The sequence below is a fragment of the Halomonas sp. LES1 genome (assembly GCF_031846005.1).
GTDB lineage: Bacteria > Pseudomonadota > Gammaproteobacteria > Pseudomonadales > Halomonadaceae > Halomonas.
On the sequence record NZ_JAVRGC010000004.1, the window covers coordinates 220,477 to 233,714 of the forward strand.

Below are 13,238 nucleotides of genomic sequence, written 5' to 3' on the forward strand. Positions count from 1 at the left end.
GCCCCCGGGGTCAAAGGGGCAGTGGAGGTACCTGCCCTACCCCCTTGGGTGTAGTAGACTCGAGCCAGCACCATGCAATGTGCCACTCCCCGACGGCCAGTGGAGACTATGAGACTGCTGCAACACTCCCTGGTGGCCCGCATCGTCGCCTCCCTGCTCGCCATCAGCGCCATGGCCCTGGTCAGCATCGTGGTCACCATGACGGTGGCCAACGACAGCCGTGGTGACGCCGCCGCCATCAACGTGGCCGGCTCGCTGCGCATGAACACCTACCAGATCGTCGCGGCCCTGCAACGTTACGAGCGCCACCCCGAACCGGCGCAACGCGAGCGAGTGGAAGCGTTGATGTCACGCCTGGAGACCCGCCTGGCCAGCCCACGACTGACCGCCACGCTGCCCAAGGCCGAGGACCACCCCCTGCGGGAGCATTACCGGCTGCTGGTGGCGAACTGGCACACGGCGCTGGCCCCCCAGGTGACCCAGGCCATCGACGAGGCAAGGGTGCAGATCGACCCGCTGCGTCAGACGCTGGACAGCCTGGTGGCGGACATCGATCGGCTGGTCAGCCTCCTCGAACAGAACAGCGAGTCGAAGATCCAGCTGCTCAGCGTGCTGCAGGTCCTGTTCCTGGTGCTGACCGCGGTCGTGGTGGCCATCGCCCTCTATGATATTCGTCACAACCTGGTGGCGCCTCTGCGCCAGCTGGTGGTACTGGCCCGCGAAGCCGCCCGACGCAACTTCGACTACCGTACGCACCTGACCGGCAACGACGAACTCGCCCTGCTCGGGCGCACCCTCGACGGCATGGCGACGGAGCTCGGTGCCAGCTACGCCGAGCTGGAGGCGCGCGCCTCGCGCAAGCAGCGGGAGCTCGAGCGCAGCAATCGGGCCATGGAGGTGATGCACGATGGCAGCCGCGCCCTCTACGGCGGTGGCAACGATCTCTGCGCCAGCGCCGCGCCCATGCTGCGCGAGCTGGAGCAGCTGCTCGAGGTCGGTCCGATTCGGCTATCGCTGAACGACCCCTACGATGATCGCCAGATCCCGATACTCGCCACTCACTCGCCGCGCCGCCCGGAGTACTGCCGCGACCACGACTGCCACGCCTGCCTGATCGACCCCGCGCCCCTCAGGCTGGAGCAGACCGAACAGGGGGAGTGCCTGCTGCTGCCGGTGAGCGTCGGCGAGCTGATGCTCGGCACCCTGGAGGTATGGCACTCCAGGAGCCAGCCGCTCTCCGCCAGCGTGCGCCGCCTGCTCAATGCCCTGGCCGACCAGCTGGCCAATGCGATCTATCTGCAGCGGCGTATCGAGGAGCAGCAGCAGGTGTCGCTGATGAACGAGCGCGCCATCATCGCCCGGGAGCTGCACGACTCCCTGGCCCAGTCGCTCTCCTATCTCAAGATGCAGGTGGCAAGGCTCGAGCGCATGCAGCAGAAGGATGCCTCGCGGGAGAGCCAGGCGGCGGTGTTCGACGAGCTGCGCACCGGACTCGACAGCGCCTACCGTCAGCTGCGCGAGCTGCTCACCACCTTCCGCCTCAAGCTGGAGGCTCCGGGTCTGGCCAGCGCCCTGCGTCAGACGGCCCGGGAGTTCGGCGAGCGTCTCGGTTTCGCCGTCCACCTGGAGATCGACGTCCCACCCCACCTGCTCAGCCCCAATGAAGATATCCACGTGCTGCAGGTGGTGCGCGAGGCGCTGGCCAACGTGCTCAAGCATGCCAACGCCCACTGGACCGCCGTTACCGTCAACTTCCAGGCGGCCCGTCTGCACGTTGTCATCGAGGACGACGGCATCGGCCTGGCCGACGACGGCTCGCCACCGATGCACTACGGGCTGGTGATCATGCGCGACCGTGCCGACTCCCTGGGCGGCCGCCTGAGTCTGCATAATCGCCCCGACGGCGGTACGCGGGTCGAGCTGATCTTCACACCCAAGACCGCCCGTCTGATCCACCAGCAGGTGGCCCTCCACCCAGACGACGCCGCCCCCACGGCCGACGAGGCGACCGATCCCCCCCATGGCTACAGGAGTCGAGGATGACCGCTACCACGACCGATCACCCCGCCACCATCCTGATCATCGACGATCATCCGCTACTGCGCCGCGGCGTCTCCCAGCTGCTGGAGCTGGAGGATGACCTGCTGCTCGCCGGCGAGGCCGGCGAGCCCGAGGAGGGGATCCGCCTGGCTCGGGAGCTCGACCCCGACATGGTGCTGCTCGACCTCAACATGCCGGGAATCGACGGCATCGAGACGCTCAGGCGGCTACGCGGCAACGGCTTCGCCGGTCGGGTGGTGATGTTCACGGTCTCGGACCATGAAGAGGATGTGGTCAACGCCCTGCAGTCGGGCGCCGATGGCTACCTGCTCAAGGACATGGACCCCGACGAGATGATTCGTCAGCTGCGTCAGGCGGCACTGGGCCGCATGGTGCTCAGCGAGAGCCTGACGTCGCTGCTCGCCGATGCACTGCGCAAGCAGCGCAGCCAGCCGGCGGCACCGGATATCCACAGCCTGACCCAGCGGGAGCGCGAGATCCTGCGCGAGCTGGCCGCGGGGCTCTCCAACAAGATGATCGCCCGCAAGCTGGAGATCACCGAGGGCACGGTGAAGGTCCACGTCAAGCACCTGCTCAAGAAGCTCAACCTGCGCTCGCGGGTCGAGGCGGCGGTATGGGCCGTGCAGGAGGGCATCGAGCGCTAGCCGAAGCGGGCTCTGTGTGGATACCTCCAAATACCCCCGGGGCGTCGACGCGCCCCTTACCCTTACCTCTGAAATAAAAATAACTCAATAAAAACAGCAAATTAAAAACAGCCCTCTCCTACCCCCCTGGAGGTATGCCACCGCCAGGGGGAGCCGCATGCCACGTTTCCCGATGCCGCCGCGCGGCGTATCTTTTCCTCATCTTCGCGCGCCTTGATATTGATCAACCCGATCATGGCCGATGCGAACACCGCTAGACCTCAAGGGGGAAACGTCATGACCGGAAGGAATGCCGACATCGAACGGTGGGATGTCGAGAACGAGGAGTTCTGGGAGTCGCAGGGCAAGCGGGTTGCCAACCGCAACCTGTGGGCCTCCATTCCCAGCCTGCTGCTGGGCTTCGCCGTCTGGCTGATGTGGGGCATGATCACCACTCAGATGCAGAACCTGGGCTTTCCGTTCTCGGTGGAGCAGCTGTTCACCCTGACCGCGATCGCCGGCCTGGCCGGTGCCACCCTGCGCATCCCGGCCTCCTTCATGATCCGTATCGCCGGCGGTCGCAATACCATCTTCCTGACCACCGCCCTGCTGATGCTCCCCGCGATGGGAACCGGCATCGCGCTGATGAATCCCGGGACGCCGTTCTGGGTGTTCCAGGCCCTGGCGCTGCTCTCGGGCATCGGCGGCGGCAACTTCGCCAACTCGATGAGCAACATCTCCAACTTCTTCCCCAGGAAGCAGCAGGGCTATGCCCTGGGCATGAACGCCGGGCTCGGCAACTTCGGCGTCACCACCATGCAGATCCTGATCCCGCTGGTGATGACGTTGGGCCTGTTCGGCGCCCTGGGTGGCGAGCCGATGGCGCTTGAGAAGGCCAGCGGCACCCTGATCGGGCGCATCGAGGCGGGCACCGATACCTGGATCCAGAACGCCGGCTTCGTGTGGATGCTGCTGCTGATTCCACTGGCCTTCGCGGGCTGGTTCGGCATGAACAACCTGCGCACCATCACCCCGAACCCGGGCTCCCCGCTGCAGGCCTTCGGCAAGATTCTCGGCCTCTACGGAGTCGGCATCGTGACCTCCATCGCCGGTGTGGTGGCGCTGGGCTATCTCAACATGTGGATCGCCCTGCCGCTGACCATCGTGCTGACCGTGGTGCTGCTGCGCCTGATCCCGGGTGATATCAAGCCCGCCATCAAGAAGCAGTTCGAGATCTTCTCCAACAAGCACACCTGGTCGATGACGGTGCTCTATATCGCCACCTTCGGCTCCTTCATCGGCTTCTCAGCGGCCCTGCCGCTCTCCATCTCGGTGATCTTCGGCAACATGATGGAGGTGGCCGCCGATGGCAGCATGGTCCGTGTCGCCAACCCGGACGCCCCCAGCGCCCTGACCTGGGCCTGGATGGGTCCCTTCGTCGGCGCCCTGATTCGCCCGGTGGGCGGCTGGATCTCCGACAAGCTGGGCGGCTCCATCGTCACCCAGGTGATCACCGCCATCATGGTGGTGGGCTCCGTGGGCGCCGGCTACGTGATGATGCTGGCCTACAACGCCACCGACCCCAACCAGTACTTCTGGATGTTCCTGCTGCTGTTCATCCTGCTGTTTGCCGCCAGCGGCATCGGCAACGGCTCGACCTTCCGTAGCATCGGCTTCATCTTCGACCCCCAGCAGAAGGGCCCGGCGCTGGGCTGGACCTCCGCCGTCGCCGCCTATGGCTCCTTTATCGCGCCACGGGTGATGGGTGAGCAGATCAAGGCCGGCACGCCGGAGCTCGCCATGTACGGCTTCGCGGTCTTCTACGCCGTCTGCCTGGTGGTCAACTGGTGGTTCTACCTGCGTTCCGGCGCCTATGTGAAGAACCCCTGATCCCTTACCGAACCCGATATCGTCCCTTAACCCGATAGACTCGGAGGGTCCCATGGCCTCTGAACGCTTCAAGCAGACCTCGGTGCTGATCGCCAACACCTTCGCCTTCACCATGTGCTTCATGGTGTGGACCATGTTCGGCGAGATCGGCGTGCCGATCGCCGAGGAGCTCAGCCTCAACGGTACCCAGTTCGGTATCCTCACCGCGGTTCCCATCCTGACCGGCGCCCTGTCGCGCCTGCCCCTGGGCTCGCTGACCGACCGCCACGGTGGCCGGCCGGTGTTCTTCATCATCCTGCTGCTGATCGTGCCGGCCATCTGGCTGGTGCAGTTCGCCACCGAATACTGGCAGCTGCTGGTACTGGGCGCCTTCGTCGGCCTGGCCGGCGGCTCCTTCTCGGTGGGCATCACCTACACCGCCAAGTGGTTCGAGAAGGATCGCCAGGGCCTGGCCATGGGCATCTTCGGCGCCGGCAACGCCGGTGCCGCGGTCACCAAGTTCATCGCCCCCACCGTGATCGTGGTGCTGGGCTGGCAGGCGGTGCCCAATATCTACGCGGGCATCATGCTGGTCACCGCCGTGCTGTTCTGGTGCTTCACCTACTCCAACCAGGCCCACCGCTCAACCAGCCGTGTCTCGCTGCGTGACCAGCTCAAGGTGCTCAACGACCCCAAGGTGTGGAAGTACTGCCAGTACTACTCCGTGGTGTTCGGCGGCTATGTCGGCGTCTCCCTGTGGCTGACCCGCTACTACATGGGGGAGTACGGCCTCGGCATTCAGGTCGCCGCCCTGATCGCCACCATCTTCGTGCTGCCCTCCGGCGTGATCCGTGCCTTCGGCGGCTGGCTCTCCGACCGCTTCGGGGCGCATACCGTCACCTGGGCCTGCATGTGGGCCAGCCTGATCGCCCTGTTCATCATGTCCTACCCCGAGACCCAGTACCGTGTGGCCGGCGCCGGCGGCGAAGGGGTGGTGGAGTTTGGCTTCGGCATCCCGGTATGGCTGTTCACCAGTGCGCTGTTCGTGGTGGGCATTGCCTGGGGCATCGGCAAGGCCTCGGTCTTCAAGTACCTCTCCAACGAGTATCATGAGAACCTCGGCCTGGTCTCGGGCATCGTCGGCCTGGCCGGCGGGGTGGGTGGCTTCCTGCTGCCGATCATGTTCGGCGCCCTGGTGGACCTCACCGGCGTGGCCACCACCGTATGGATGCTCTGCTTCGGTGTGACCCTGGTCTCGATCATCTGGATGTGGTGGACCGAGCGCCGTGCCCCGATGCTGACCCGCGACGCCAAGCATCCCGAAAAGCCGGCCGTGAGTTGATCCAGGCCAAGGCTATGCACAGGGCCTCACACTATAATAGTATTCTGAATACATCATTAGACCGGCTCGCCAGGGCCGGTCGCCTGTCACGCGAGGACCCGCCATGTCCACCCCTCAGGCCATACCCACCAACGCTCGCCATATGAACGAAGCCCCTGCCGGCAAGCAGTCCCGGGGGCGCGGCGCCGCCATCATCGTCTACATGCTCTTCCTGGGCAGCGTGCTGGCGGTGGTAACGGCGCCTGTCGGCGTGCTGATCGCCCACGTCAAGCAGCGCGGCGCCGAGCCCTGGGTGAAGAGCCATCTGCAGTTCCAGATTCGCACCTTCTGGCTGGGCGTTCTGGGCGGCGCTCTCTTCACCGCCGCCTGGCAGCTGCTCGGCCTGGTCGGCACGCCGCCCATGGCCCCCTGGGCCCTGGGTTACCTCTACTTCACCGCCTGCCTGATCTGGATGGTAGGCCGCTGTGCCGTGGGCATCGCCCGGCTGACCTCCAACCGCCCGTTGGATAACCCGCGCAGCCTGGCCTTCGGCGGCGCCCGGGTCACCCTGAGCGACGCATGAGGGAGCAGGAGCTTCCCAACCCCGGCTGGGGGCCGCTCTCTGCCCTGCCCGGCAACCCGCTGATATGGGTGCTGATCCTCAGCGAGCTGCTGGTGTTCATGGCGTTCTTCGCCCTCTACTCCTCGGAGCGCGCCGCCCAGGTGGCGCTGTTCGACGCCTCCCAGCAGCAGCTCGATCCGCTGCTGGGAGGGCTCAACACCCTGGTGCTGCTGACCAGCGGGCTCTGTGTGGCATTGGCGGTGGAGGCCACCGCCAGCGAGCGCATCCGGCGTGCCCGCCAGTGGCTGGCCGCCTCCATGGGACTCGGCGTGCTGTTCGGCGTGATCAAGGTGGTCGAGTATTCGAGCAAGTTCGCCATCGGCATCACCCCGGACACCAACACCTTCTTCGGCTTCTACTATGGGCTGACCGCCTTTCATTTCGCCCATGTGCTGTTCGGCCTGGCGCTGCTGGGACTGGTCAGCTGGCGTACCAGCCTGGAGAACGTGGAGACCGCCGCCGCCTTCTGGCATATGGTCGACCTGATCTGGATCCTGCTCTACCCGCTGCTCTATTTATTGCGCTGACGGCATTTATTGGGCTGAAGGCTCCCTGCTGCGCTGAAAACGGAGGTCGCATGACATCGCTGCCCGGCACCCGCCGCCTGCTGACCACCTGGGCCGTGTTGATGGGCCTGACGGTGGTGTCGATGGTCTCAGCGCTGCTCGACGCCAGTGACTGGCAGACGCTGCCGCTATGGTCGGCGGCGCTGGTCATCCTGGCCACCGGCTTCAAGGCCCAGCGCCTGCTGATGGTCTATCTCAACCTGCGCAGGGCCACCCCGGCCTGGAAGGGGGCCTTCGTGGGCCTGGTGATCCTCACCCTGGCGCTGATCGGTGCCGGTTATCTGGTAGGCCGGATGGCCTGAGGCCTGAGCGGCATACGGCAAGGGGCCTGCATCAGCAGGCCCTTTGCGTGAATCCGGTAGCGCACAGGACGACGAAGGCTTCACTCTAGTGTCGCTGGGGATGCTCCGGCGGCGCACTCGCCCGAGCCCAGCTCTCCAAGGAACGCCCCAGGCGCATCAGGCCGTAGACCAGCACCGGCGCCAGCAGTATCAGGCCGACACCCCAGTCGCGGTTATTGATCAGCCACACCAGCGGCAGCACCAGCGCCACGGCGACCAGACACCAGGCCGCCACGGCGAGGATCAGTCGGGTTCGAGAGGTCATGGGCGCATCTCCTCGGCGATGGTTCGGATGACAGCGGCTCAGGTGGCGATGATCTGGCGATAGATGCTCGGCAACGCCAGGGCGAGGTGCTCGGGACGCTGTACGATGGCGTAGCCACCGCGACCGAACAGATGAGGGATATACTGCCCCGCCTCGCGATCGATGGTCACCCCGAACACCTTCACCTCCTGGCGCCGCGCCTCGAGCACCGCCTTGCGGGTATCCTCGATACCGTAGCGGCCCTCATAGTAGTCGTTATCGTTGGGCTTGCCGTCGGTCAGCATCAGCAGCAGGCGATGACGGTTGGGACGCTCGCTCAGCTGCCTGGAGAGGTGACGAATCGCCGGTCCCATGCGCGTGTAGCTACCCGGCTTCAGCGCCGAGATACGCCGCGTCACCCGCTCCCCCATGGGCTCGTCGAACGACTTTAGCGTATTGACCCACACCTTGTGGCGACGCTGGGAGGTGAAGCTGTGGATCGAGTAGTCGTCGCCGCAGCCCGCCAGACCGTGCCCCAGCACCAGCAGGGCCTCCTTGGCCACATCGAGCACGCGGCGATCCTGCAGCCACGCCTCGGTGGAGAGCGACACATCCACCAGGATCGAGACCGCCAGGTCCCGAGCCTGGGTGCGGCTGGCCAGATAGAGGCGGTCACTCGCCTCGCCGGTGGCGGCCAGGTCGCAGCGCGAACGAATCACCGCGTCCATGTCGAGCTCGCTGCCATCCAGCTGACCGCGCAGGATCTCGCGCCGCGGGCGCAGCGCCTCGAATTCGCGCCGCACGCGACGGATACGCCGACGGGTCGCCTCATCCGGTTCCCAGTTCTCCCCCTCCTCGCTCTGCACATCGCTGAGCACCAGGCAGTGATCGGGCAGATAGGCCTGCTTGCGGTGGTTCCACTCCGGGTAGGGGTGCTTGCCCTTGAGGCGGCCACCGGCGGCCTCCTCAGGCGCCAGGTCGAGGTCGAGCTTGAGGCGGGAGGCGGCCTTCTTGCGATTGGCGCTGAGCACGATCTCGTCCATCTGGTCCGCCGCCTGCCTCGCCTCCTCCTCCTCGTCCTCCACATGACGATTGAGGTTCACCATCTCGGCCCAGGAGAGCATCTTCTCCATATTGTTGAGCATCAGTGGATCATCTCGATCGGCCTGCTCCTGCTCGCGGCGATCGGCCTGGCGCTTGCCATGGTCGTCGTCGGCCGAGGCGGCGGCATCGGGCAGCTCCTCGTCATCCGCCCTCTCCTCGCGGGCGCCGCTGCTGGTCCCAAGGGTTACCGCCTGACCCCAGAGCGGCACCGGCAGCGGCGGACGATAGCCGCGGGGGGCACGAAACTCCTCGAGGGGGAAGTCATCCTCACGGATGGCGCGCTGCATGGCCACCGCCCAGGCGTCCTCGGGGTCAAGCGCCCCCAGCTCGGCACAGAGTGCGGCCTCCAGGGCCCGCTCCATGGCGGGCAGGCGCTTGCGCTGGGGACGGATGGCGAGCAGCTCGCCACACAGCCGCATATAGCGCTCGGTCAGCCCGGGGAAGCGCGCCAGGGCGGCCCGGGTGGTACGGCGCGCCTCGCGCAGCCGCGTCAGGTCGGCCTGCAGGGGATCCTCGGGAAGACTCCGCGGCCGCGCCTCGGCCAGATAGGCGGTCAGCCATAGATAGAGGTCGCGGTTGAGGGCGGCCTCGGGAAACAGCGCCAGGCGCGGTGGCAGCAGCAGATGCTCCTCATCGCGGCGGGCCTGGTCGAGGGACTCCTCGTCGAGACCCAGGCGCTGGCGCAGGCTCAGCCGGTGGGCCGAGGCGCGCCGGGCGATGGCGGCCACCTCGATGCCCTGCTCTCCTCCGCCGGCACGAAAGAAGACGCCGAGCATGGGGCGCAGGCTCTCGAGGCTGATCGCCGCCTCGGGATGGTCGGGGTAGCTCGCCGCCCCGGAAGCCCAGCGGTGCCAGTAGCGGCCGACGGTCTCCTCGACCTCAAGAAAGTCCAGCATCCATAGCCTCCTGATATACGTGTCGAGCCGGTGTGACGCAGCACGGATGGACCGCCGGGGCTTTCCCCGGTGGCAGGCCCTACGAGGAGGCGCTGTGAACCCGTCCCTGGGCGCTACATTTGCCATCCCTGGCAAATGACCTCCTCTTCGACCTGCCCCCGGCGCCCCTGTCCGGCGAGCCGTATCTGCCAGATTCCTCGGCACCCTATCGGTATCGTCTCAGCCGAAGGTCGCCCGAATGGCTTCCATCAACCCTTCCTGGACGTCCGCGTCGTCGGTAAGCGGCTCCACCAGGGTGGCGCGGGCGGCGTCTCGGATCGGCATGCCGGCCTGGATCAGGGTCGCGCAGTAGACCAGCAGGCGAGTGGAGATGCCCTCCTCCAGATCCTGGCCCTTCATGGCCCGCAGGCTGGCCGCCAGATTGACCAGTGCCGCACAGCGATCCGGTTCCAGGCCGCTCTCGCGGGCCACGATGTCGCGCTCGACCTTCGGCGGGGGGAAGTCGAAGGTCATCGCCACGAAGCGCTGGCGGGTGCTGGGCTTGAGTGACTTGAGGATATGCTGGTAACCGGGGTTGTAGGAGACCACCAGCATGAAGTCGTCCGGCGCCTCGAGCAGCTCGCCGGTACGCTCCAGCGGCAGCAGTCGGCGGTCGTCGGTCAGCGGGTGCAGCACCACGGTGACATCCTTACGCGCCTCGACCACTTCGTCGAGGTAGCAGATGCCGCCCTCGCGCACGGCGCGGGTGAGAGGCCCATCGACCCAGCGTGTCTCGCCGCCCTGCAGCAGGTAGCGTCCGGTAAGGTCGGCGGCGGTAAGGTCGTCGTGACAGGAGACGGTGAACAGCGGCTTGCCCAGTCTGGCAGCCATATGACTGACGAAGCGGGTCTTCCCGCAGCCGGTGGGGCCCTTGAGCAGCAGCGGCAGGCGCTGGGCATAGGCGTGCTCGAACATCGCACACTCGTTGCCCACGCTGTCGTAGTAGGGAATCTCCCGGTCGGCGGGCTGCGCCGCCGCGGTGGAGAGGGTCATGGCATAACTCCATCAGGGACAGTCATCAAAAACCATCAGCAAAGACAATCAGCAAAGACAATCGAAGGGGGCCCCTTGCGGGGCCCTCGGGTGATCAGGCGCGACCCGGGCCTGCGGTCAACTGGGTGCCACCAGCGGGGACCTGCTCACGGACAGGGCCGAAGAAGGCATAGAGCAGCAGGCAGGCACCGATGGCCACGGCGATGCCGGCGCCCAGCCGCATGCCATAGAACAGCACCAGCTGGTCCTGCACCTCCATGAAGTTCATGCCCAGCACACGCTGCAGGTGGGTCTGGACGACGCCTGCAAAGGTCAGCGTGAAGGTCATGAAGGCCATGGCGCCGGTCATGATCCAGAAGCCCCACATGTTGATCACCTGGTTGTAGGGCTGCACGCGGCGCAGCTGGGGCATGGCGAAGCTGATGATGCCCAGCAACAGCATCACATAGGCCCCGTAGAAGGCCAGGTGGCCGTGGGCCGCGGTGACCTGGGTGCCGTGGCTGTAGTAGTTGACCCAGTGCAGGGTGTGCATGAAGCCCCATACGCCGGCGCCGAAGAAGGCCATGGTCGGGCAGCCGAGTGCCCACAGCATGGCGGCCTTGTTGGGATGGTTACGGCTACCCTTCCAGAACATGGTGAAGGCGAACACCACCATGGCGAAGAAGGGGAGCACCTCCAGGGTGGAAAAGATGCTGCCGATGGGCTGCCAGTAGCTCGGCGCACCGATCCAGTAGTAGTGGTGACCGGTGCCCAGCAGGCCCGAGAACAGCGCCAGGCCGACGATGACGTAGAGCCACTTCTCGATCACCTCGCGGTCGACGCCGGTCATCTTGATCAACAGGTAGCCGAGCAGGGAGGCCATGATCAGCTCCCAGACGCCCTCGACCCAGAGGTGCACCACCCACCACCAGTAGAGCTTGTCCACGGCGAGGTTGCTGGGGTTATAGAAGGCGAACAGCCAGAACACCGCGGCCAGCCACAGGCCCAGCATCAGCACCATGTTGATGGCGGTTCTGCGCCCCTTGGCGAGCGTCATGCTGGTGTTGAACAGGAACATCAGGAAGGAGATGGTGATCAGCACCTTGACCCAGAACGGCTGCTCCAGGAACTCGCGCCCCTCGTGGATCCCGAACTGGTAGCCGACCAGTGCCGCGGCACCGGCGAAGGCGAAGATCGCCAGCTGGATATAGGCGATGGTGGGGCTATGGATCTCGCGCTCCGCCTCTTCCGGCATCAAATAGTAGGTGGAGCCCATGAAGCCAAGCAGCAGCCACACGATCAGCAGGTTGGTATGGCTCACCCGCATGATATTGAAGGGCATGGCCTCGGCCATGAAGTTCGGCCAGACATAGACGGCGGCGGCCAGCAGCCCGAAGACGATCTGCAGGGCAAAGAGCGCCATGGCCACCATGAAGAATGGCAGTGCCACCTTCTGGGTTTCATATTTCATCGGTGTCGTTCTCCTTGATTCATCCGCGTTGCGGCGGTCCGGCGGTCAGACGACCCCGCGGTCAGGTGGCTTACCCGGCGGGATGTGGTGGCCAGTCCTGGTCGTCGATGCTGTCGGTCCACTCGAGGAAGTCGATCAGCGCGCTCATCTCCTCGTCGCTGAAGTCATAGGCCGGCATCTGGCGGCGGCCCTGGGTGCCCAGGGGCTGGGCACGAATCCACGCGGCCAGGCCGGCACGCGCCGCCTCGGGGTTCTGGTGGCCGCCGTAGCGCTCCCAGACGTTGCCCAGCTCCGGTGCGAAGTAGGCGCCCTCGCCCATGATGCTGTGGCAGTTGACACACATGTTCCTTTCCCAGATGTGCTTGCCTTCCACGACCGACTCGGTGAGCCCCTCCTTGTCGGTGGACTTGGTGACCATGTACCAGTGGCTGTGCGCCGTCAGGGCGGCAAACAGCAGAAAGAAGAACAGCGACCCGCCATAGAAGATATTGCGAGCCGCCGACTTGGTGAGACCGTCGGCCATGAGCCTTTCCCCCTTGCTCGTCTGGCAGGCGCGTCGCTGATCTGCGATTGGCGCCTGGCGATTTATTAACATGCATTATCGATACATGTTAAGACTAGCAGACGAGAAGGGCGTCAGACTTTGACGCCGGTCAATTAGTGCGGGAAGGAAGGGGCGACAGGGGTGAGAAATCTGTCGCCCGAGGATGGTGCTCAGCGCTCGTCGGTGATGTCCTCGATCCAGGTGAGGGCGGCGACACCACGCGGCAGCCCCAGGGTGGGGATAGACAGCATGGCCACCTGCTTGAGGGCTTCGCTGGTCTCGCCCTCCTCCAGGGCGCGGCGGGCATGGGAGTGCACGGCACCCTCGGAGCGCGCACCCACGGCCAGGGCCAGCTTTACCAGCCGACGCGTGCGGGCATCCAGCGGGCCGCTCTCGGCGCAGGCCTTGCCCAGCTCGGCGTAGGCGTCCCACACCTAGGGATACTGCTCGGCCACCTGGCCGGCACCGGAAGGTAGATCCTGTTTCGACATGCCATTTTCCTTGCTGCGGAGGAGTGTCACATCAGTATAGGCCTATCGACTCGCCCCACGTCACGGCGGATCGA

At 65.7% G+C, this 13,238-nt stretch carries 13 protein-coding genes; 7 read left to right on the forward strand and 6 right to left on the reverse strand.

The features are described 5' to 3' along the window. Positions 1-108 precede the first annotated feature (108 nt). The 7 genes from RM463_RS11325 (at position 109) to RM463_RS11355 (ending at position 7,364) form a co-directional block, all read left to right on the forward strand. Complete coding sequence (locus tag RM463_RS11325) at positions 109-2,043, forward strand: type IV pili methyl-accepting chemotaxis transducer N-terminal domain-containing protein (RefSeq protein WP_311430097.1); 1,935 nt, start codon at positions 109-111, stop codon at positions 2,041-2,043. Beyond that, positions 2,040-2,705, forward strand: coding sequence for a two-component system response regulator NarL (narL, locus tag RM463_RS11330; RefSeq protein ID WP_195689625.1), 666 nt, complete (start codon positions 2,040-2,042; stop codon positions 2,703-2,705). The genes RM463_RS11325 and narL overlap by 4 nt, the downstream gene beginning before the upstream one ends. A gap of 276 nt (positions 2,706-2,981) precedes the next feature. After that, on the forward strand, positions 2,982-4,574 hold the full coding sequence (locus RM463_RS11335; RefSeq protein WP_311430098.1) for an antiporter: 1,593 nt from the start codon (positions 2,982-2,984) through the stop codon (positions 4,572-4,574). Between the two features lie 52 nt (positions 4,575-4,626). Further along, complete coding sequence (locus tag RM463_RS11340; RefSeq protein WP_311430099.1) at positions 4,627-5,895, forward strand: nitrate/nitrite transporter; 1,269 nt, start codon at positions 4,627-4,629, stop codon at positions 5,893-5,895. Between the two features lie 103 nt (positions 5,896-5,998). Beyond that, a complete protein-coding gene (locus tag RM463_RS11345; RefSeq protein ID WP_311430100.1) occupies positions 5,999-6,457 on the forward strand; it encodes a hypothetical protein in 459 nt (152 codons plus the stop codon). Continuing rightward, entirely contained in the window at positions 6,454-7,023 is a 570-nt protein-coding gene (locus RM463_RS11350; protein ID WP_195689628.1) for a cytochrome c oxidase subunit 3 family protein, read from the forward strand. Before RM463_RS11345 ends, RM463_RS11350 begins: the two co-directional genes overlap by 4 nt. Before the next feature lie 50 nt (positions 7,024-7,073). Beyond that, positions 7,074-7,364 (forward strand): cytochrome C oxidase subunit IV family protein, encoded by a 291-nt coding sequence (locus RM463_RS11355; RefSeq protein ID WP_311430101.1) that lies wholly within the window; start codon positions 7,074-7,076, stop codon positions 7,362-7,364. An 85-nt stretch (positions 7,365-7,449) separates the two neighbouring features. On the opposite strand, the gene RM463_RS11360 is transcribed toward RM463_RS11355, so the two are convergent. The 6 genes from RM463_RS11360 to RM463_RS11385 all read right to left on the reverse strand — a co-directional run bounded on the left by RM463_RS11360 (position 7,450) and on the right by RM463_RS11385 (position 13,107). Beyond that, positions 7,450-7,668, reverse strand: coding sequence for a hypothetical protein (locus RM463_RS11360; protein WP_311430102.1), 219 nt, complete (start codon positions 7,666-7,668; stop codon positions 7,450-7,452). A 38-nt stretch (positions 7,669-7,706) separates the two neighbouring features. Further along, positions 7,707-9,647, reverse strand: a complete 1,941-nt coding sequence (locus RM463_RS11365; protein ID WP_311430103.1) for a VWA domain-containing protein — start codon at positions 9,645-9,647, stop codon at positions 7,707-7,709. Positions 9,648-9,866: 219 nt separating this feature from the next. Continuing rightward, the gene (locus RM463_RS11370; protein ID WP_311430104.1) at positions 9,867-10,679 is read right to left on the reverse strand and encodes a CbbQ/NirQ/NorQ/GpvN family protein; all 813 of its coding nucleotides are present in this window, start codon (positions 10,677-10,679) and stop codon (positions 9,867-9,869) included. A 94-nt stretch (positions 10,680-10,773) separates the two neighbouring features. After that, positions 10,774-12,129: a cbb3-type cytochrome c oxidase subunit I gene (locus RM463_RS11375; RefSeq protein WP_161422889.1), complete on the reverse strand. Its 1,356-nt coding sequence runs from the start codon at positions 12,127-12,129 to the stop codon at positions 10,774-10,776. A gap of 70 nt (positions 12,130-12,199) precedes the next feature. Next, a complete protein-coding gene (locus RM463_RS11380; protein WP_311430105.1) occupies positions 12,200-12,652 on the reverse strand; it encodes a cytochrome c in 453 nt (150 codons plus the stop codon). A gap of 191 nt (positions 12,653-12,843) precedes the next feature. Then, a complete protein-coding gene (locus tag RM463_RS11385) occupies positions 12,844-13,107 on the reverse strand; it encodes a carboxymuconolactone decarboxylase family protein (RefSeq protein ID WP_311430106.1) in 264 nt (87 codons plus the stop codon). Positions 13,108-13,238: the final 131 nt, after the last annotated feature.

What these genes read in the sequence shown, in the direction of transcription:
- RM463_RS11345 (WP_311430100.1), top strand. Translation starts at nt 5,999, where the DNA reads ATGTCCACCCCTCAGGCCATACCCACCAACGCTCGCCATATGAACGAA.
- RM463_RS11370 (WP_311430104.1), bottom strand. Translation starts at nt 10,679, where the DNA reads ATGACCCTCTCCACCGCGGCGGCGCAGCCCGCCGACCGGGAGATTCCC.
- RM463_RS11350 (WP_195689628.1), top strand. Translation starts at nt 6,454, where the DNA reads ATGAGGGAGCAGGAGCTTCCCAACCCCGGCTGGGGGCCGCTCTCTGCC.
- RM463_RS11340 (WP_311430099.1), top strand. Translation starts at nt 4,627, where the DNA reads ATGGCCTCTGAACGCTTCAAGCAGACCTCGGTGCTGATCGCCAACACC.
- RM463_RS11325 (WP_311430097.1), top strand. Translation starts at nt 109, where the DNA reads ATGAGACTGCTGCAACACTCCCTGGTGGCCCGCATCGTCGCCTCCCTG.
- narL (WP_195689625.1), top strand. Translation starts at nt 2,040, where the DNA reads ATGACCGCTACCACGACCGATCACCCCGCCACCATCCTGATCATCGAC.
- RM463_RS11365 (WP_311430103.1), bottom strand. Translation starts at nt 9,647, where the DNA reads ATGCTGGACTTTCTTGAGGTCGAGGAGACCGTCGGCCGCTACTGGCAC.
- RM463_RS11335 (WP_311430098.1), top strand. Translation starts at nt 2,982, where the DNA reads ATGACCGGAAGGAATGCCGACATCGAACGGTGGGATGTCGAGAACGAG.
- RM463_RS11375 (WP_161422889.1), bottom strand. Translation starts at nt 12,129, where the DNA reads ATGAAATATGAAACCCAGAAGGTGGCACTGCCATTCTTCATGGTGGCC.
- RM463_RS11355 (WP_311430101.1), top strand. Translation starts at nt 7,074, where the DNA reads ATGACATCGCTGCCCGGCACCCGCCGCCTGCTGACCACCTGGGCCGTG.
- RM463_RS11380 (WP_311430105.1), bottom strand. Translation starts at nt 12,652, where the DNA reads ATGGCCGACGGTCTCACCAAGTCGGCGGCTCGCAATATCTTCTATGGC.
- RM463_RS11360 (WP_311430102.1), bottom strand. Translation starts at nt 7,668, where the DNA reads ATGACCTCTCGAACCCGACTGATCCTCGCCGTGGCGGCCTGGTGTCTG.